General features: G+C 28.2%; 21 protein-coding genes and 3 tRNA genes. 7 read left to right on the forward strand and 17 right to left on the reverse strand.

The features are described 5' to 3' along the window. Position 1: 1 nt before the first annotated feature. The 5 genes from ACYUCG_RS11985 to ACYUCG_RS12005 all read right to left on the reverse strand — a co-directional run bounded on the left by ACYUCG_RS11985 (position 2) and on the right by ACYUCG_RS12005 (position 5,540). Positions 2–2,167: a YhgE/Pip domain-containing protein gene (locus tag ACYUCG_RS11985; protein ID WP_333962507.1), complete on the reverse strand. Its 2,166-nt coding sequence runs from the start codon at positions 2,165–2,167 to the stop codon at positions 2–4. A gap of 351 nt (positions 2,168–2,518) precedes the next feature. Next, positions 2,519–2,857, reverse strand: a complete 339-nt coding sequence (locus ACYUCG_RS11990; protein WP_003456718.1) for a zinc ribbon domain-containing protein YjdM — start codon at positions 2,855–2,857, stop codon at positions 2,519–2,521. 213 nt (positions 2,858–3,070) lie between these two features. Beyond that, positions 3,071–3,877, reverse strand: a complete 807-nt coding sequence (locus ACYUCG_RS11995; RefSeq protein WP_460268691.1) for a hypothetical protein — start codon at positions 3,875–3,877, stop codon at positions 3,071–3,073. 136 nt (positions 3,878–4,013) lie between these two features. After that, complete coding sequence (locus ACYUCG_RS12000) at positions 4,014–5,045, reverse strand: TRM11 family SAM-dependent methyltransferase (protein ID WP_460268692.1); 1,032 nt, start codon at positions 5,043–5,045, stop codon at positions 4,014–4,016. Between the two features lie 126 nt (positions 5,046–5,171). Beyond that, complete coding sequence (locus ACYUCG_RS12005; RefSeq protein ID WP_460268693.1) at positions 5,172–5,540, reverse strand: phage holin family protein; 369 nt, start codon at positions 5,538–5,540, stop codon at positions 5,172–5,174. A gap of 271 nt (positions 5,541–5,811) precedes the next feature. On the opposite strand from ACYUCG_RS12005, the gene ACYUCG_RS12010 reads away from it, so the two are divergent. Continuing rightward, positions 5,812–6,702 carry an SDR family oxidoreductase gene (locus ACYUCG_RS12010; protein ID WP_460268694.1) on the forward strand — a complete coding sequence of 297 codons (891 nt, stop codon included), beginning with the start codon at positions 5,812–5,814 and terminating at the stop codon, positions 6,700–6,702. A 230-nt stretch (positions 6,703–6,932) separates the two neighbouring features. Here the strand turns inward: ACYUCG_RS12010 and ACYUCG_RS12015 are convergent, their stop codons facing one another. The 8 genes from ACYUCG_RS12015 to ACYUCG_RS12050 form a co-directional block, all read right to left on the reverse strand. Beyond that, positions 6,933–7,457 (reverse strand): cysteine hydrolase family protein, encoded by a 525-nt coding sequence (locus ACYUCG_RS12015; RefSeq protein WP_283719736.1) that lies wholly within the window; start codon positions 7,455–7,457, stop codon positions 6,933–6,935. Positions 7,458–7,724: 267 nt separating this feature from the next. Beyond that, entirely contained in the window at positions 7,725–8,204 is a 480-nt protein-coding gene (gene rlmH, locus ACYUCG_RS12020; protein WP_003456814.1) for a 23S rRNA (pseudouridine(1915)-N(3))-methyltransferase RlmH, read from the reverse strand. 252 nt (positions 8,205–8,456) lie between these two features. Beyond that, a complete protein-coding gene (locus ACYUCG_RS12025; protein ID WP_003469883.1) occupies positions 8,457–8,828 on the reverse strand; it encodes an HsmA family protein in 372 nt (123 codons plus the stop codon). Positions 8,829–9,057: 229 nt separating this feature from the next. Further along, the gene (locus ACYUCG_RS12030) at positions 9,058–9,699 is read right to left on the reverse strand and encodes a lactate utilization protein (RefSeq protein ID WP_460268695.1); all 642 of its coding nucleotides are present in this window, start codon (positions 9,697–9,699) and stop codon (positions 9,058–9,060) included. Positions 9,700–9,806: 107 nt separating this feature from the next. Continuing rightward, the gene (locus tag ACYUCG_RS12035) at positions 9,807–10,307 is read right to left on the reverse strand and encodes an SEC-C metal-binding domain-containing protein (protein WP_003456869.1); all 501 of its coding nucleotides are present in this window, start codon (positions 10,305–10,307) and stop codon (positions 9,807–9,809) included. A gap of 142 nt (positions 10,308–10,449) precedes the next feature. Next, on the reverse strand, positions 10,450–11,004 hold the full coding sequence (locus ACYUCG_RS12040; protein ID WP_060794721.1) for a GerMN domain-containing protein: 555 nt from the start codon (positions 11,002–11,004) through the stop codon (positions 10,450–10,452). A gap of 15 nt (positions 11,005–11,019) precedes the next feature. Next, on the reverse strand, positions 11,020–11,811 hold the full coding sequence (locus ACYUCG_RS12045; RefSeq protein WP_060794720.1) for an MBL fold metallo-hydrolase: 792 nt from the start codon (positions 11,809–11,811) through the stop codon (positions 11,020–11,022). A gap of 22 nt (positions 11,812–11,833) precedes the next feature. Continuing rightward, on the reverse strand, positions 11,834–13,087 hold the full coding sequence (locus ACYUCG_RS12050; RefSeq protein WP_003456772.1) for a UDP-N-acetylglucosamine 1-carboxyvinyltransferase: 1,254 nt from the start codon (positions 13,085–13,087) through the stop codon (positions 11,834–11,836). Positions 13,088–13,426: 339 nt separating this feature from the next. Between ACYUCG_RS12050 and ACYUCG_RS12055 the strand changes: the two genes are divergently transcribed. The 4 genes from ACYUCG_RS12055 to ACYUCG_RS12070 all read left to right on the forward strand — a co-directional run bounded on the left by ACYUCG_RS12055 (position 13,427) and on the right by ACYUCG_RS12070 (position 16,398). Continuing rightward, positions 13,427–13,972 carry a 2'-5' RNA ligase family protein gene (locus tag ACYUCG_RS12055; RefSeq protein WP_003482534.1) on the forward strand — a complete coding sequence of 182 codons (546 nt, stop codon included), beginning with the start codon at positions 13,427–13,429 and terminating at the stop codon, positions 13,970–13,972. 196 nt (positions 13,973–14,168) lie between these two features. Continuing rightward, positions 14,169–14,648 (forward strand): dUTP diphosphatase, encoded by a 480-nt coding sequence (locus ACYUCG_RS12060; protein WP_003482536.1) that lies wholly within the window; start codon positions 14,169–14,171, stop codon positions 14,646–14,648. Positions 14,649–14,703: 55 nt separating this feature from the next. Next, positions 14,704–15,135 (forward strand): DMT family transporter, encoded by a 432-nt coding sequence (locus ACYUCG_RS12065; RefSeq protein WP_003482538.1) that lies wholly within the window; start codon positions 14,704–14,706, stop codon positions 15,133–15,135. A gap of 66 nt (positions 15,136–15,201) precedes the next feature. Then, the gene (locus ACYUCG_RS12070; protein ID WP_460268696.1) at positions 15,202–16,398 is read left to right on the forward strand and encodes a S8 family serine peptidase; all 1,197 of its coding nucleotides are present in this window, start codon (positions 15,202–15,204) and stop codon (positions 16,396–16,398) included. 2 nt (positions 16,399–16,400) lie between these two features. On the opposite strand, the gene ACYUCG_RS12075 is transcribed toward ACYUCG_RS12070, so the two are convergent. Then, on the reverse strand, positions 16,401–17,453 hold the full coding sequence (locus ACYUCG_RS12075) for a peptidoglycan DD-metalloendopeptidase family protein (protein WP_139934233.1): 1,053 nt from the start codon (positions 17,451–17,453) through the stop codon (positions 16,401–16,403). A gap of 232 nt (positions 17,454–17,685) precedes the next feature. Here ACYUCG_RS12075 and ACYUCG_RS12080 point away from each other — a divergent pair, with 232 nt between their 5' ends. Together ACYUCG_RS12080 and ACYUCG_RS12085 are read left to right on the forward strand one after the other, a co-directional pair. Beyond that, complete coding sequence (locus ACYUCG_RS12080; protein WP_460268697.1) at positions 17,686–18,687, forward strand: DnaD domain protein; 1,002 nt, start codon at positions 17,686–17,688, stop codon at positions 18,685–18,687. Continuing rightward, positions 18,684–19,679 carry an ATP-binding protein gene (locus ACYUCG_RS12085; RefSeq protein ID WP_110071712.1) on the forward strand — a complete coding sequence of 332 codons (996 nt, stop codon included), beginning with the start codon at positions 18,684–18,686 and terminating at the stop codon, positions 19,677–19,679. The genes ACYUCG_RS12080 and ACYUCG_RS12085 overlap by 4 nt, the downstream gene beginning before the upstream one ends. A gap of 91 nt (positions 19,680–19,770) precedes the next feature. On the opposite strand, the gene ACYUCG_RS12090 is transcribed toward ACYUCG_RS12085, so the two are convergent. The 3 genes from ACYUCG_RS12090 to ACYUCG_RS12100 all read right to left on the reverse strand — a co-directional run bounded on the left by ACYUCG_RS12090 (position 19,771) and on the right by ACYUCG_RS12100 (position 20,013). Further along, positions 19,771–19,846 (reverse strand) — tRNA-Thr (locus ACYUCG_RS12090). Positions 19,847–19,849: 3 nt separating this feature from the next. Further along, positions 19,850–19,926: transfer RNA gene (locus ACYUCG_RS12095), tRNA-Asp, on the reverse strand. A gap of 11 nt (positions 19,927–19,937) precedes the next feature. Next, a tRNA-Val gene (locus ACYUCG_RS12100) sits at positions 19,938–20,013 on the reverse strand. Positions 20,014–20,086: the final 73 nt, after the last annotated feature.

The raw sequence follows: 20,086 nt of genomic DNA on the forward strand, positions 1-20,086 counted from the left end.
CCTATTCTGCTATTCCAGATTCTTCAAACATATCTTCAAATTTTCTAACTCTAGGATTTAAAGGTCCTTTTAATAAATATCCTAGAAGTATAAATACCAATCCCATTATGGTTAAAATAGCAAAATCTAAAATCACAGTGCTTACTAAAGGTCCTGCTATAGCTTCCCTATACCCTGATATAGCATAAGTAAATGGGAAAGTTGGTTGAATTATTCTAAAGAATAATGGATCTACTTGTATAGGATATGATCCACCACTACCTGCTAATTGTAAAACCATAAGTATAATAGCTAAGGCTTTACCTAGGTTTCCAAAGACAGACATAAGCGTAAATACAATTATAGTGAATACAGCTGAAGCAAACATTGATACAAAAATTAATAATGCTGTATTTACTGTTTGAACTCCTAAAAGGAATTTATCTCCAAAGGCTACTATAAACCCTTGTATTATTCCTAAACTTACGAAAGTTAACATCTTTCCAAAATGTCTTTCTCTTAAATTTATATTCTCACTACCTTCAAATTCAGCTGATTCTGTTTTTAATAATGATATTAAGATTAATGAACCAACCCATAATGCTAAGACTGAATATATTGGCGCCATTCCTGATCCATAGTTAGCTACTTTGTATATTGCATCTACCTCTATATTAAATGGATTTGCAATAAAATCTCCCATAAATTCAGGATTACTTTGTAGTATTCCAACTATTTTTCCAAGATCATCATCACTAACATCTTGAAGTTTTGAACTTAATTCACTTATAACACCTGAAAATTCTTCTAAACTATTTTTTAATTTTTCTGATGTTGAATTTGCAAGCTGAGATCCTTGATTAGCTGTACTTAATAAATTATTTATTTGATCAACTAAACCATTTGCTTTTCCTAATAAATCTGATGCACCTTTAGTAGCAGTAACAAGTCCATCAGCAATTGTATTTAAAGCAGGTCTTGTATCATTATCAAATCTATTTAAAGAATTATCTACTTGCCCTTCTATTTTCTTAGTTAAATCACTTATTGAACTAAGAAGTCCTTTATCTACATTTTGACCACTATTAACTTTGCTTTGTAAATCATTAAGCTTAGTTTTCTCTTCTGCTAATGAATTTTGAACATTTTTTAATGAAGTTATCATATTAGCTATCTTTTCATTAGCAATTTTTTTATTAATAGCATCTAAAAAGTTAATTACAGCTGTAACACTATTATCAACTTTATCTATTTCATTAATAGATTTGCTTATTAGTGCATTAATCTTGGCAGAACTTGCATCACTAGCCATTGAAGATAATTCATCTAAATTACTTTGTACCTTATCTAATGATGTCTGTGATTCACTTAAGTTTAATCTTATATTATCAAAGGTACTATTTAAAGATTCTTTAGAAGTATTTATTAAACTACCAGTATTCTCAGCATTCTGAGATATATTGTTTAAACCACTTGTTATTGATGGCATGGTACTTTGAACTTCTTTTAAATATGTGCTTAAATTTGATGAGTTACTATTTATATTATTAAGCATATTTTTAATAGAACTCATATTTTTATCTATAGCTATTATAGAATTTTTTAACTTAATAATATTATCTTTATTTTTATCTACATCATATCCTAAATCATTTAATGAAGAAAATGCTGTTTCATTGACAGTAGTTATAAAATTTGATGTTATTTGATTTACAAGAGTACTTTGTGCAACTCCTGTTATTTTACCTGCAACAGGGTTAGCTTTTGTGTTAACCTTGTATATTATTTCAGGTTTTGTAGGCTTTTCAGATAAAACACTAGTTAAATCCTCCGAAAAATCTTCTGGAATCTCTATCATTGCATAATAGGTCCCATCTATTAATCCCCTATCTGCTTGTTTCGTATCAACAAATTTCCATCCAATTGCATGATTATTCTTCAACTCATCAATAACTTCATTACCTATATTCATTTCTTTCCCATTGAATGAAGCTCCTTTGTCATTATTTACTACAGCAATTGGAACACTACTAGTATTTTCATAAGGATCCCAACATGCTGCTATATTTACCCATGCGTAAAGTGATGGTATAAAGCATATTCCACCTATTATTAAAAGTGCTATCGGATTTTTTATTATTGCTTTCATATCTCTCTTAAACACTTTTAAAATGTTACTCCACTTCATTTAAACACCTCCATTTAATAAAGCTAAAATAAACACATCCCCCTATGTCTTATCTTAAAATTATAAATTTAAAAAGACTTAAAAACTCTTAATTACTATAGTATCAAAAATTAGTTTACAAATAAACCTTTTTAATAGTATTTTATAGATTTTTCTTAATTTATCGTTTTCAAATTACATTGTCTTAATTAATTTATTAAATCATTATGTTCTTATTATATATCAATATAATTAATTGATTCCTTTTATTAAACATTAATTGTTTAAGTTGAAATAGGATTAAACCTAATTATATTAGTTAAAGTTCAAAATAAAAAGGAACATACTAATATGTTCCTTTTTGGTGTTTAATTAAATTTTTTTAACGAATTCTGATTTTAAGCTCATAGCTCCAAATCCATCTATTTTACAATCTATGTTGTGATCTCCTTCAACTAGACGTATGTTCTTAACTTTTGTACCCTTTTTTAAAGCTGATGAAGCACCTTTTACTTTAAGGTCTTTTATTATAGTTACAGTATCTCCATCTTGAAGTATATTTCCGTTTGAGTCTTTAACTACTAATACATCCTCATCTGCATTTTCACTTCCTGGAGTCCACTCATAAGCACATTCTGGGCAAACTAAAAGACTTCCATCTTCATAAGTGTATTCTGAATTACATTTAGGGCAATTTGGTAATTTATCCATTATACATATCCTCCGTTCATTAACTAAATTCTCCTTAGTATAAATATTTATTTATACATATAGGGATTTACTTATAGGCTTATATAATATCATAGTCTAATAATAATGACAAATTTTAAGCTTTTTAAAGATAAATTGCTATAATCTTCTAAAATATTGACTAATAATAAAATATATTATAATTTGCTAAATTTTAAAGTTTTTATTCTTATTTTAAGATCCTGATAAAACACTTCCATCTGAGCTAACTACAAAAAGTTCTGAGTTATTACTATCCCCATTCTTTTTAACAATTACTTGATAAACCTTTGCCCCATTTATATCTGTATATTCTTGAAAATTTTCATATGTATTATTAGGATTATCTCCTATTTCTTTTTTTACAAGTTCAACAGCCTTCTCAAAAGTAAAGTCTCCATTTACCTTTTCCACTTCTTCCTTTGTAACTTTTGAACTAGCTTCTTCATATATTTTATTAGCTCTAGCTTCTTGATCAGGTAACATATAATTTCCTCTAATTAACTTGCTCATAAATACTTTTGCTTCAAAGTATTTACCTGAATCATAAAGTTTTTGTCCTTCATTTATCTCATCATTTATTTTTTTCGCAAAGTAAAATCTATCTTTCTCATATTCAACCTTGGCTAAAACATCTTTATCTGTTATGGTTTCATATAATCTTATGGCTTCATCAAAATCTTCTCTATTATAAGCATCACGAGCTTTATAGAATATTGTATATTTATCATTTACTTCTTGTTCTTCTGGCTTTTTATTACTATCTTCTTTATTAGAACTATCTTTTTCATTATTTTCTTTGCTTCCTTCTAAATCGCCTGTATTATTTTCTTCTTTTTCCTCTTTATTATTTTGATCTTTTTCACTACTAATATGCTCTTCATTTTCAGCAACACTCTCTTGTTTTTCCTTAAAATAGTTATTATTTAAAACTATTCCTGTAGTTGTTCCTCCAATTAATATTAAACCTATTATAGCTGTAATTATTAGCTTTTTCCTCATTTTTCCCCCTAAACCAACTTATTTATATTACAAATTATTACCTTAAATTATACTATTAGCAATATAAAAAAACTATAAAAAAATTAAGTTGAATTTGTAAAAAATAGAGGATTACTTAATTAGTAATCCTCTATTTTTAAGCCTTTACAGCTACTATTAAATTTCTGTTTATTGATTGATCTACTCTATGTAAATAATTATGATAAGGTGTTTCATCAAGAACTTTAAATCCATTTTCCTCTAAAACAATAGCTACCTCATCATATTTCATAGTAAATTCATTGTATGAAAGTACTAAACTTCCTTTAGTTTTTAATGCGTTATGCCATGCTGGAATTGCTTCTTTTAAAAGCCCTAGTGGACTTCTTTCCATAAGGGAATTTCTATCATTCTTACTTCCATGCTGAACCCCATAAGGTAAATCAGATATTATAATATCACAAGATTTTTTCTTAATAAGAAGATCTGCTTTTCTAGTATCTGAATTAAATAACTGCAATAATTGAACATCTCCTGAATTAAAAGCATTCTTCTCTGCTGCAGCAGTTAAATTAAACACATTAGCGATCTTCTTCTTTTTAGAATCTGATACCTTAGATTTTTCAACTTTATGCTTAAACTTTCCTTCTTTTAAAAATCTAACAACATAAGTTTGAATCTCTTGAGCCCATTGCTCATTTATCTCTATTCCTTTAACATCAAACCCTCTTATGAATCCTTCATATAAAGTTGTACCTTTACCACACATAGGATCTAATAAAGTTATCTTTTTACTTCCTGTTTTACAAGCACTTAAAGCTAAATTTACCATAAGTCTAGTAAATTGCTCATTTGTCTTTCCATTATATTTTAATATTTGAACCATACTTTCAGGGAATGTATGAAAATCTGGGACACTAATAGGTCTTAAAAGATTTCCCTCTACTATTTCAAATAAGGCATAATAAATTGATGAAAAACTTAATGCTTTAAAGTCTTCTTCCTTAAGCTCTCTATTAGTACTAAAGCATATTGATGCTGGAAGACCTAAATTTCCTTCTCCAATCTCCTTTATCTCCATATCATAAGCATCTGCAATTGCTTGTAATTCTGAAACTGCAATCTTAAGCGCTGTATCAAAATAAATACGATTATGACCTGGATTTGCAAGTATCGCATATTTGCTCATAAAAAAATCCTCACTTATTCTTATCTTTTAATTCTATTTTTTATCCATAATATTATAACATCACATACTTTAAATATTAATAAAAAAATAGAGCGCTTTTATTAAAAGCACTCTATTTTAAAAGTTTTACATAATTTTATTTGGAATTACAGCATCTATTATTCCTATAACTACAGCAGCTAGTAATGCTCCTATAATTGAAACTCCCATGTTTGGAACTAAGAATTGAGTTAAATATATTATTATTGCAGCTATTATAAAACCTTTTATTCCTTTCCCAAATGGTGATGCATCAACACCCATAAATAATTCTACTAAATAATCTAACACTGATATTACGACAGCAGCTAATAAAAATGACCATAGTCCATGTATTGAAAATCCTGGAGTTACAAATGATGTTATTACTAATACTATGGCAACTAAAATAAATCTTCCTATCCACTTTAATATGCTACCATCACTATTTTTCTTTTTATAACTTTCATTTCCCATAAGATTACCTCCTTTAATAATTTGATCCTTTGTAAAGTGCTACTCATTTTTAAACTTATCAGCTTTCTTTACACTTATATATTGACCACTATATGAAATAATATTCCTAATAAAACTTAAATTTAATTATAAAGCCCTAAATTATAAAATAATTTTTATAATAAATCGTTTTATTTTAATTATAAAAAAGTTGAAATTCTTTATATAAAATCACAAATATAATTATTTATTCATAAAATAACTAGTATTATAAATACCTAAGGAGCGTCTAATGAATCCATATTGTGATAATAGTATAAACTTTGAAAAGTTACCAAAGAAATTCCCACCCCAACATCAATCAGTTCAACCTGGAATAGAATCAATAATGGTTCCTAGTCCTATATTTGATAATCCTGATTATAAGGGCAGTGGAAAATTAAAAGGAAAATCAGTTCTTATTACTGGTGGTGATAGTGGAATTGGTAGAGCAGTTTCTATAGCCTTGGCAAAAGAAGGAGCAAATATTGTAACCTCTTATCTTTATGAAAATGATGACGCTGAAACCACAAAGAAATATGTAGAAAAGTATGGTGGAAAATGCTACTTAGTTCCTGGTGATATATCTAATAAAAACTTCTGTGAAAAATTAGTTCTATTTACAGTAGAAACTTTAGGTGGAATAGATGTTTTAATAAATAATGCTGGGGTTCAATTCCCTCAAAATAATATAAACTGTATTTCACAAGAGCAACTTGAATTAACCTTTAAAATAAATATTTTCCCTATGTTCTATCTTACACAAGAAGCTTTAAAATACATGAAAAGAGGAAGTACAATAGTAAATACTACCTCTGTTACTGCTTACCAAGGTAAAGAAAATCTTATAGATTACTCATCAACAAAAGGTGCTGTAGTTACATTTACAAGATCACTTTCACAATCACTTGCTAAAAGTGGAATAAGAGTCAATGCAGTAGCTCCAGGACCTATTTGGACTCCTCTTATAGTATCAAGTTTTTCAGAGGAAGAAGTAGCTAACTTTGGATCTGATGTTCCAATGAAACGTGCTGGTCAACCTTTTGAACTTGCACCAGCATATGTCTACTTAGCATCTGATGATTCCTCCTACGTAACAGGACAAGTTCTTCATGTAAATGGTGGAACTATGGTAGATAGTTAAAAACTTTATTTATGGTACAGTTTTCCGTCTTATTTTTAAGTTATATTTTATATCTTATCACTAATAAACATACTTAATAGTATCTTTATATAAGCTAAACCTTATTTCCTCTGTCTTCTTAGACTTAGCATTAGTATCTTTATTGACTACATTATTCTTAATTATAATATATATTTATATTTTAGATTTATTTCGTAATAGATTAAAATTATTCATTAAATATACTCTATTTAGCGTTCCAACATATTAAATACCTTATTAATAGAAATACATTTAGCATATCTATCATTCCACATAAATTCATTATAATACTTATAACTTTGCTCTCCACTAAAGAAGTCATTATCAACAGTTGAGTTAGCATAGCTTGGTACAATCATATTAAGTCCATGTTCAAAACCACACTTTATGGTAGCATCAATACATTTATCAGTTTGAAGTCCAACAACAATTATATCTTTTTCACCCTTTTCTCTTAAATATTCTAACAAACCAGTTCCTCTAAATGAACTATTTACACTTTTTACAAACACTTTTTCTTGTTCCATAGGCTTAAATTCTTCGTAAACTTCAAATCCATCTTTTCCTTTTGTTAAATCACTTTCTACTCCATCATCATGTATTACATATAATACTTCAATGTTATTTTTTCTTGATATATTAATTAATTCCCTAATATTTTTAATAAAATTTTCAAAATTATATAATTTACTATTTACTAATAATTTTTGTGTATCAACGACTAATAAAACCATTTATGTACTCCTCCATTATTTCATCAAATTCCCATTTATCTATATATTATCAGAAAAATTATTAATTAACATTATAATACATTTATTCATTACTTCATATTTTTATTATCTCATATTATTCCATTTTAAATAAATATATTAAGTTGTTATTTTACAATAGCTTAATTACTTTATAAAAAAACTCTTACCTGTATATTTAAATACAAGTAAGAGTCTTAATTACTTATAACTACTTTTTTCATTATCTAATTTTAGTAAAAACCGCACTTATTTATGGTATGGTTCATTCTTCATTATTCTAAATGCTCTATAAACTTGTTCTAATAACATTACCCTAAATAATTGATGTGGGAATGTCATTTTTGAAAAGCATAATTTGTAATCAGCTCTTTTTATTACTTCTTGTGATAAACCAAGGCTTCCTCCAATTACAAAGGTAATATTTGAATTTCCCATAACTCCACAATTCTCTATATACTTTGAAAATTTCTCAGAAGTTATTTCATTACCTTTTAAATCCATAGCAATTACATGCATATTATCCTTTATTTTTGAAAGTATTAACTTACCTTCTTTTTCTTTTATTTGTAGCTCCTCTTTTTCTGAAGCATTATCTGGTGTCTTCTCATCAGGAAGTTCTATTATTTCTAATTTGCAATATCTACTTAATCTCTTTGAATACTCATCTATAGCTTGCTTTAAATACTTCTCCTTTAGTTTCCCTACTGAAATAACTGTTATATTCATCTTTCGCCCTCCTAGTTTTAACTACCAATAATATTACCATAAAGTAAAGCTCTTAGTAATCCTATAAACCATTACATAAATCTTATTAATAACTCTTATATATATAGTGAAATATATATATAAGAATTATTGATTTTTAGTGCATAGTCTTAATCATTTGAAAATATTATAATATTTTCAAACTAACATATAAGTATTCATATCTAAAAAAAGACTATGCAAGATATATTCTTACATAGTCTTTTAAACTTTTTATAGCATATGCATTGCAGCTCCAGTAAAGAATGGTATTAACCAAATTACCCAAACAATTATACTAAATTTGTGGAATTTAGCTATCATATTTTGATCTTTCTTTACTAAAACTACAGTTGCCCAGATAGCATGTACTAACATTAATATTAATGCCGCTCCACCTGTTATTGTGTGGAAACTAAAGTTTATTCCACCTGCTATTTTTTCCATAGCTCCAGTTCCTGTAGTATCACAAATTAGACCTAAATAGAAAAATGCTAAGTGCCATGGTTTTAAAGTTTTTTGAATCTTTTCAGACCAAACACCTATACTATAAAATAATAGTGCTAAATTCATAAATATTATTGCTATAATTAATTCTTTTGACATTACTTTCATCTCCTTTTTTATTTGAACCATGTTCATATTATAATACCATTGCATTCTACTTACAATTTAGTAATATTAATTTCTTAATAAAAAGACTTTATTAATTTTCAAAATTTAATAATTGCAAAGCAATACATTTAATAATAATTATTTACAAATTATAATTCTTTATCAAATTCAGATTTATAAAAAAAGTAAGAACATTTTTACATGTCCTTACTTGTAAATTTTAATATCCTAATTCTTCATTTAAGAATATTACATGTATTCTATTTGAATTACTTTGACTTCTGATTAAAGTATATTCTCTACATATCTTTTCTGGACTCTTACAATCCATGCAATTTCCTACCTTAGCACAAGGTGTTTTCTTATTTAGTCTTTTTGCATTAGCAGGAGCTGAGATGCTTCTATTTCTTTGTATAGCCTCATTTAAACTTTCAACAATTTTATTATATCCTGCTACAATTATGACCTTATCCGGGCCATAAAGCATTGCCGCTACTCTATTTCCGTTACCATCAACATTATATATTTCACCCTCTTCAGTAATTGCATTAGTACTTGTGAAATATACATCCGATGAAAAAGAACCCCTGTAAATCTTTTTTATATCTTCAGGTTTTAACCCCTCTTTATATCTATCTAAAAATTCATATCTTCCACTTCTAAGATGATCTATAACTCCAGCTTCAAATAAGGACATAGAGCCTCCGCAAGCTACTATATCTCCAATATTAGTTAATTCTTCTATCTTACTTATAAGTTCTTCTTTTGAATTTACTAAATATCCATTCATATTATTTTCTTCTAAAGCTTTTATAACTTTATTAATTCTACATTCTCTTAACCACATAATATTCTTATCCATAATATAACCCCCCCCAAAATAATTAATACTTAAATTATATCATATCAAAACCTTAAAAAAGCACATAAAAAAATAGGTAGACTAAGCCTACCTATTTTAAAAAACAATTATTTTCCACAACACTTTTTATATTTCTTTCCACTTCCACATGGGCATGGTTCATTTCTCCCAACTTTAACTTCTTCATTTCTTACAGTTTTTGAATCTCTGTATCTGAATTGGATTTCTCTTCTCTTTTCTCCTGAGAATATAGCATCCCATTGAGGTAAGTTAAATAAGTAATCTGCTTTTGCATCTAACATATTGTAGTATAAATTTTCAAAGTCTATATCAAATGATAATTCTGTATTGCTTTCAACTTTTTCTAAGTCATATGGAGTTTTTAAACTATCGTTTATTCCATCTACGAATCCCATTACAAACTCTTCTGTTGTACCATATTCTTTAGCTAAATCTGCAATTGTAGCTTTTTTAACTTCTTTATGATTAGCTAATAAATCTTTGTATATTTTAGTTTCTACATCACTATATTCTTTCCAGAATGCAGCTTCTCCCTTAACCTTAACATATTCTACAACCATGTCTGTCCATTGCTTATATAAACTCATACTTCCTTCTCCTTTTTAATCAACTTTATATCAAAATTATAATAATTTAGACAATATATTTCAATATTTTACTAATTAATAAACATATAAAATATATATTTTTAATACATATGAAATTATTTGTTTACATTTTACAAATTCTCTAATTATTTATCTTTAAATTAGGTATATCTTCTTTTCCGAAAGGTTTACTAATATCAAAATTGCCACCTAATGAATTAACCATTTGATTATCAACAAGTATATTAATCTTATTAATACTTGGTATTTGGGTTATTGTAGCTATTATACCTTCTAAGGTTGCCTGTTCTTTAGTTGCACTCATATTTACAATAGCTTCCTTGCTTAAATTTATAATTGCAATATCATCTTTTATATCAAAAGATAATAATTTAGTATCCTTAGGTAATATAGGCGCTAAACTTCCCTTTTGAGATGGTCCTTGAATAAGAGCTTGTATTAAATACTGCCCTAAAATTTCATCACCATCAACAAGTATTTCTTGTTGCTCTATTTTAGGATTTTGTTCATCCTTAGTTCCATCAAAATATAAAGATAACTCAATATCTCCTATTAAATCATTAGCTATTGTTTTTACCCTCTCATTATTGTTAGCTGCTAACTTATCCATTTTTATACTGTCACATCCAACTAACAAAAAAGATGATAGAATTAATAAAATCATCCCTTTTTTCATATAAATTCCCCTTACTTAAAAACTTATATAACTACTTGGTTTATGTCTATCTGCTAACTTAAGCTCTAAATCTTTCCCTATGTTAATTTTATGTGCATTTAATACATTAATAACAGCTTGTTCGGCTAATTCTGGCACATTATTAGTATTGCTTAAATGACCTAATATTATTTTTCTATGCTTATCATGCTTCATTATATCAACGATAGCTTTTCCGCAATCCTCATTTGATAAATGTCCAACTTCACTAAGCACCCTTCTTTTTAACTCATAAGGGTATGGTCCAAACTTAACCATTTGCACATCATGATTTGATTCTAATAAAATAACTTCAGATTCTCTAATATTTCTTAATATTTCTTCAGTAAATGTTCCAATATCAGTTGCAATACTTGCACTTTTGCCTTTGTGCTTTATAGTATAACCTGTTGAAGCCACAGAATCGTGTGGAGTATTAAATGATGTTATATCTAAATCATTTAAACTCATTGTACTTCTCTTAGGCATAATTTTTATATTTTCTTCTTTTATTTTTCCTAGGGATTTCTCCATGGCTTTCCAAGTAAGCTCATTTGCATATATAGGTATATTAAATTTTCTTGATAATATACCTGCTCCTTTTATATGGTCACTATGCTCATGGGTTATGAAAATACCATCAATCTCATTTGGATTTTGGCCTACTTCTTGTAAGCCATCTATTATTTTCTTGCCTGATAATCCTGCATCGATTAGTATTTTAGTTCTTTCTGAACCTACTAATATGCTATTACCACTGCTTCCACTATATAGTGAGCAAAAAATCATATATTTCCCCCATTTTTTGTTCTTATTTTCTGACTATATCAGCACCAAGCATTCTGAACTTTTCTTCTATATGAGGGTATCCTCTATCTATATGTTCAATACTTGTTATCTCTGTAACTCCATCAGAAATTAAACCTGCAATAACCATTGCAGCTCCTGCTCTTAAGTCAGTAGCCTTAACAACAGCCCCTGTAAGTCTATCTACACCGTCTATAATAGCTGATCTTCCTTCAACTTTTATAGTAGCTCCCATTTTTTTAAGTTCATCTACATGCTTATGTCTATTTTCCCATATAGTTTCAACTATTATACTTCTACCTTTAGCCGTAGATAGTAGAGTACACATTGGTTGTTGAACATCTGTTGGGAATCCTGGATATGGAGCAGTTTTTAAATTTACTCCTTTTAAATCTCCATCAACATAAACTCTAACACTATCGTCTCCTTCTTCTACTTTAGCTCCCATTTCTAAAAGCTTAGCTGAAATTGACTCTAAGTGCTTTGGTATAACATTTTGAATTGTCACATCTCCTCTTGTAGCTGCTGCTGCTATCATAAATGTTCCAGCTTCTATTTGGTCAGGTACAACACTATAATTACATCCTTTTAATTCTTTAACACCTTTGATTCTTATAACATCTGTTCCTGCCCCTTTAACATTAGCTCCCATAGCATTTAAAAAGTTTGCTACGTCTACTACGTGTGGTTCTCTTGCTGCATTCTCTAAAACTGTAGTTCCTTCTGCTAAAGTTGCTGCTATCATAAGATTTATAGTAGCTCCAACACTTACCACATCAAAGAATATATTTGTTCCTATTAATTTTTCTGCCATTATATTTACAGCACCATGCTCTATTGAAACCTTAGCTCCTAGTGCCTCAAATCCTTTTATATGTTGATCAATAGGTCTAACTCCTATTGGGCAACCTCCTGGAAGTTCCACTTTAGCCTCTTTAAAACGTGCTAAAAGTGCTCCTATGAAATAATAAGAAGCTCTCATTTTTCTTACGTCATTTCCACAAGCTTCTACAGTTTTTATTTCTTCAGCATTTATTTTTAATGTGTTATTATCTAATTTTTCAACATTACATCCTAATGATCTAATTATTCTCTCTAAGCAATGTACATCAGCTATATCTGGTACATTATCAATAATACATTCACCTTTGCTAGCTAGTATAGCTGCCGGTAATATAGCTACGGCAGCGTTTTTAGCTCCGTTTATTTCTATAGATCCCTTTAAAGCTTTACCGCCATTTATAATTAATCTATTCATACAATTCACCCTTGCTAATTTTTTATATGTATACAATTACCATTTTCTTCTTTTTTATTCTTATTTAGTTAAAATTTTTATTTCGATTAACCATATTTAAACTGGCTAAACCGTGAAATTTAAAGTATTACTCATAATTTTCATTATATCATAATAAGCTAATATTTAAAGATTTTTTTTACTGTTTACTTTTAAAATTTACCCAATTTATATTGTCTAAAAATACTTTTTATTCTGAAATTTCTTTCTTATTATTTTTTTTAAAAATTCTATATGTTATAATTTATATCAAAGTTTGTATTTATTTGGAACAAACTAATATTCAAGAGAGGTTTTGTTATGAAATATTATTTAGTAGCATTGTTTGATGAGGAGTCTTGTAAATCCCTTGAATCACTTCAAAGAGGTTTATTAAGGAAATACAAATTACCAAGAAATCACATAAGTTTACACATTCCTCTTGAAACAATTGATAACCCCAATCTAGATAAACTAGATGAAGTGGTCCTTAAATTAATCAAACCTTATAAGAAATTTAAGATAGAGTTAACTGGTAGTGCTGAGTTTAATGAGAGCACTAATAAAGCTCTAAACTTACAAATCGAAAATAAAGGTTATATTAAAAAAATTCATAGATTATTCAATGATATGCTAAAGTTACATGGTTTTAATGTTAGAGAGCGTGTTGACTCCCCTCTATACATCCCTATAAACAATCCTAACTTTAAAGAAAATCATAAAAAGAATAATACACAACCTACTATTTTTAACTTACGAGAATCTTCTCAAAAGAACATATTAAAAATTTCTAAAATAGAACTTTGGAGATTTCAAAATAACAAAAGAGAAATCCCTGTAAAATCATATGATCTAAGAAATTACTAAATAATTTATATTGTGTCTATTTATATTAATATTTATAAAGCATATATTCAATTAACTTAGGTTAAAATAATTGTAAATTAAACATTTCGTAACTTTTTAGGTCTGTATTCGTTTTCTAATCTTTTCAATTGTGAAAAGATTCTGTAAAATTAACTAGTAAGCATTTTTTTGCTTAAGAAGATAGGGGGATATACTCATGGAGTTAGATAATTTTTTTATTCAACAAGATAAGTTTAACAAGGAACTTGTTATCGATAGTAATTTAAATAACTATAAAGTTACCACTAGAATGTACTTAGCGCTTCAAGTTAAAATAAGCGAATTAGCTGATGAAACAAAATGCTTTATTTATTGGAATGATAGCAATAAATCTAGAGTTTCAAAACAATTAGTTTTAGAAAAATATATCGATTGTTTAAAACAAATCCTTACTATAGGTTTAAATAAAAATTATACTTGCTTAAAGAAATTAATAGTTAAACCAAATGATTATTGTTTAAGCGATCAATTTTTAACTTTACTTATAGATGTAAATGACTTAATAATATCTCCATCTATTGATCACTATAAAACATTATTTGAAGATTTTATAAGCTTAGGAATAAGCTTAGGTTTTTCAATAAATCAAATAGAAGAAATTTTTTTCAAAAATGATTGTTGTAAGATAGCTCTCTAAAATTTAGAGAGTTATTTTTTTAATTATGGAAATACTAAGCTTGAGGTGATTTATTATGCTTGGTATTATTTTAGCAATTATTTCTGGTGCAGCAATGAGTATCCAAGGAGTTTTTAACACAAGAGTTTCAGAAAAGATAGGTGTTTGGGAAACAAATACCATAGTTCAAGGTTCTGCTTTTGTTTTAGCAATACTTATTATGCTTATGCTAAGAAACGGTAATTACTCTGAACTTCGTTCTGTAAACAAAATATATCTATTAGGAGGAGCACTTGGTGTTGTTATAACCTATACTGTTATGGCTGCTGTGGGAAGCTTAGGACCAACCTTTGGAATATCAATAATCTTAATATCCCAACTCTTAACAGCAGGAATAATAGATGCTTTTGCTCTTTTTGATAGTGAAAAAATCAGATTTGCTGCCCATAATTATTTAGGAATAATATTAATGATAGTTGGAATTATCATTTTTAAATGGAAAAGTTAATACATTGTCAAAATCATACTCCCATTCATATATTATAAAATAATAAATAATATGGGAGTATTTATTATGTTTTCAATAAAACAAAAATTGGATAGCAATCTAAAAATTTATATAAATCGCTCTTATTATACAAATTATAGAGTTCTTATAAAATGCAAAAAATTTATGGAAGATATAACAAAGAAGATACCCAAGCTTAGAGGTACTGTTATAAGAGAAATTAAGTCATTAAATTTGATTTGCGCTATTCTTACACCAAAAGCTATTAATAGGTTAATTGAATATCCTGAGATAGAATTTATTTCTTTTGATGATCATGCTATACTTTGCGGGCTTAGTATAGGTACTGCTAATAGAATTGCCACCAATAAATCTTTTAATTTTACTGGCAAGAATGTATCTATTGGTTTAATTGATAGTGGAGTCTATCCTCATCAAGATTTAATAAATCCTACAAACAAAATAGATATGTTTTTAGATTTATTAAACAACTATTCTTATCCTTATGATGATAATGGACATGGAACTGCCTTAAGTGGAATTATATGTGGAAGTGGATATTCATCAAAGCTTGTTTTTAGAGGTATTGCAGAAAACACCAAAATATCTTGTATAAAGGCCTTTGATGCTAATGGAAAGGGCTATGTTTCAGATATACTTTTCGCCATTGAAACTCTTATAAATCAAGAGAATAATCCTATAAGAGTTCTATGTTTACCTTTTGAACTTACTAGCCATAATATTAAAATATCAGATTACTTTAACGAACTTTTTAAGTTAGCAGTTAGTAAAAATATCATTCCTGTTGTCCCTTCTGGAAGTATAGAAGGAGATAACACTATTCAGGGTTTAGCATTATCTCCTTGGTGTATAACAGTTGGTGGTATAGATTCTACAAAGACACCAACAACAACTTTTAAATTTTCTTCATCTGGAAATTCTAATGTGAAAAAACCAGATTTTTGTGCAGCTTGTGCTAATATAATGTGCTTAAACTCAGATAAAAAATATATTTCTGAAAGAAATGGAATAAAACTATATCCTCATAAATTAGATAGTAGTTACACAGTCTTTCAAGGAACATCCCTAGCCTGTGCCTACATATCTGGAGTATGTGCACTACTTTTAGAGGCCAAGCCAGAACTAAATTACAAGGATTTATGTTCTTTATTAAAAATAGCTTCTAATAATAAATATGAACTACCTTCTGATTCTGTTGGAGAAGGAGTCATAGATTTATCTTTTTTACTTGAAAATATATAAAACTAACTAATATAATTTACAGGATTAATAGGATTACCCTTATATATCAATTCTAAATGTAGGTGAGGCCCCGTACTTCTTCCGGTACTGCCAACTTTGGCAATAGTCTCACCTTTTTTCACTTCTTTTCCAAGCTCAGTTAATATATAACTAGCATGAGCATAAAGAGTTTCTGTATTATCATCGTGTTTTATCTTAACCATATTGCCATATATATCGTCATACCCAACAAAACTTACTACACCATCACAAGCAGCTCCTATTGGTGTTCCACTAGGCACAGCTATATCAACCCCTCTATGGCCTCCTCTACTCTTTTCTCCAAAGACAGATGTTATAACTCCCCCTCTAGTTGGATGAGCTAAAAATGCCATATTTGAGTTAATTGGATTTTTTATTCCCTTATATACCTTTGTACTCTCAGCTTCTTTCAAAACTGATTCAGATATTATTTCACTGTCTGCTTCTTTTCCATTTATAAATATTACTTTCTTTTTAACCTTTTTCTCTCCCCATTTTCCTTCTTCAATAGTATTTTCTCCTAAATACTTGTCTTCTAGTTTTATAACTTCAACTGCTGGCTCTATTGATGCAATTTCATCAATTTCAGCTTCAATAGTTACATCTAATAAAGGTTCTTCTAAAATATCATTAGCAAGCATTATTTTTGAAGTTATATCCTCTACTGAACTTAAATCTTTAGATTGAATCATATTCTTTTTTAAATCTATTTTTGTATCAAAATTTACTTCTTTAACTAAAACTCCTTTTTCAGAAGCCTTATCTATGTATGTTTGTTTTATTTTATTTAAAACAGTTTCAACAGTATCGGGATTTCCTATATATCCTATGACATTATTATTTAGGGATAGTTCATAAGCCTCTACATAAACATTAGCCATACAAGGCATATTTACAAAACTATATTTTCCACTTCCCATTCTTGGATATAAAGAATTAGCAAAAACATTAGTTTTAACTGTACAAAATAAAATAATTAAGGTAATTAGAAAAACTTTAATAGAGTTTCTCCCCTCACCCTCTGAAATATTCATATTCATAATTCTCCTTTTAATAAAAATTTTAGTGTAAATTTAAACACGTAAATTAATGTTCCCACTTAACAAAAAATTATTCATGTAAATAAAATATTTTTTTTGCAATTTATAGAAGCTTACTTTATTGTTATAGAAAAGACACTTTGATATAATTAAACATAGTCTAATTTTTTATTTATATGCATTTTAAAATTTAGACTATTTATAAATCTAGAAAGGTGGTTATTTTTTGAGTACTTTTATGTTAAAAAACTCAGCCACTAAGTTTACTCCTGTTAGTAATATATTCATAGAAGAATACATGCCTAAAGCTCGAGGAGAATTTATTAAGGTTTATTTATTATTGCTAAAGTATAATTTCACTGGAGAACCTGGAGTTAACTCTTCAATTTTAGCAACGAACCTAAACCTTTTAGAATCAGATATAATGAATGCTCTTAATTATTGGCATGACGAAGGTGTTATAAAACTAATTCCTATAGATAAAATGAATAACTTTAAAATAGAATTTTTAGACTTATCAGAAGGTAATCATTCATCAAGTCAAAACTCTGTTGATTTATTATCAGCCCTTGATGAAAATAACACTAAGGATATGCTCAAAGATATAGAAAAGCTTATATGTCGTCCTTTATCCACAAAGGAAATGACAACTTATCTTTCTTGGCAAACAGAGCTTAATTTTTCCTCAGAGCTTATATTAATACTAATAGAGTACTGTGTATCTAAGGGTAAAAAAGATGTTAGATACATAGAGACAGTGGCTCTTGGATGGCATAATGCCGGAATAAAATCAATAGAGGAAGCTCAAGCTTATATAACTAAAACAGAAGATAAATGGGTTAAAATAAGAAAAATTCTTAAGTATTTAGGAATTCAAAATACCGAAATAATGAAGCCACAGGAAACTATGATGGAAAAGTGGCTTTTAACTTATAACTTCTCTGTTGAGTTAATACTTAAGGCTTGTGATATATGCTTTGAACGTTTAAACAGAGCTGATTTTAAATATATAGATGGTATCTTAGGTAAATGGTTTAAAGATGGTATCAAGACTCTTGATGATGTTGCAAAAAAAGATGTTAAAAAGACATCTAGCATTAAAAAGCCATTTAACAAAAATAATTCAGCTCCAATTCAAAAGAAACCAGCTAGAGAAGCAAACTTTACCCAAAGAGATTATGACTATGATTCCTTAGAAAAACAATTGTTAGGATGGGATATTGAATGATTAAAGGTTATAAAAGTCAATTGATGGATATGTATGAAAAAATCCGTCAAAAAGAAAAAACAAATCTAGCTAATAGACAAAAAGAATTGAAAGAAAAACTACCTCAAGTTTTTGAGTATGAAAGAGAAATAAATAAGCTTTCTTTAAAACTTTCAATGCTTGCTTTAAGAAAACATGAAAAAGAAAGTTTTGAAAAATTAAAAAAAGAAATTGAAAATCTTAGAGATGAGAAAGATCAACTTCTTGCTATGAGTGGATATCCAAAAGATTATTTAGATATGCATTATATCTGTCCATCTTGCAAAGATACAGGATATATAGGCACTAAAAAATGTATTTGTTATAAGAAAAAACTTGTAGATATATACTATGAGAATTCTCATATGGCTGATGCTTTAAAGCTAAATAATTTTTCAAAATTTGATATAAATGTTTTTTCTCCTTTAAACAATGGTAATGAAAAGTATTCTCCAAGAGAAAATATGCAAATAATCATTGATAAGATGGTTAATGGATATATCCCTAAATTTGATAAGCATAATGAAAATATACTTTTCTATGGTAGCCCTGGAACTGGAAAAACATTTTTAACTTATTGCATAGCTAAAGAATTATTAGATAATGGATTTCTTGTAGTTTATAGAACATCTGATGAACTTATTAGAAATCTTAGAGAAATAAGATTTAATAATGATCATGAATTAGAAGATTTGCTTATAAATTGTGACTTACTTGTTATAGATGACTTAGGTGCAGAACAAATAACTGATTTCTCTACAACTGAGTTATTTACCCTTCTAAACAAAAAAATATTATTAAATAAAAAGATGATTATATCTACAAATTTAAATCTTCCTGAATTGAAGCAAGCTTATGCAGAAAGAATAACTTCTAGATTGCTAGGAAACTTTCTTCTATTTAAAACTTACGGAGATGACATAAGAATAAAGAAAAATCTTCAAAAAAGAAAAAATACACCTTATCTTACTTAAAAGATAAGGTGTACTTTTTTGCATAAATAAATTAAATGGCGAATTACTCTCTAAAAGAATAAAAAAAAACTTCAGTTTAACTGAAGTTCTTTGGAGCTGATGATCGGACTTGAACCGATAACCTGCTGATTACAAGTCAGCTGCTCTGCCAATTGAGCCACACCAGCATGTGGCGACTCAGAAGGGGCTCGAACCCTCGACCTCCGGCGTGACAGGCCGGCACTCTAACCAACTGAGCTACTGAGCCATTAAAAGTTTTGGTGGTCGCAACAGGGATCGAACCTGTGACCCCCTGCTTGTAAGGCAGGTGCTCTCCCAGCTGAGCTATGCGACCGTAATATGGTGACCCCTAGGGGAATCGAACCCCTGTTACCACCGTGAAAGGGTGGTGTCTTAACCGCTTGACC

The sequence above is a fragment of the Clostridium sp. CTA-17 genome (assembly GCF_054767895.1).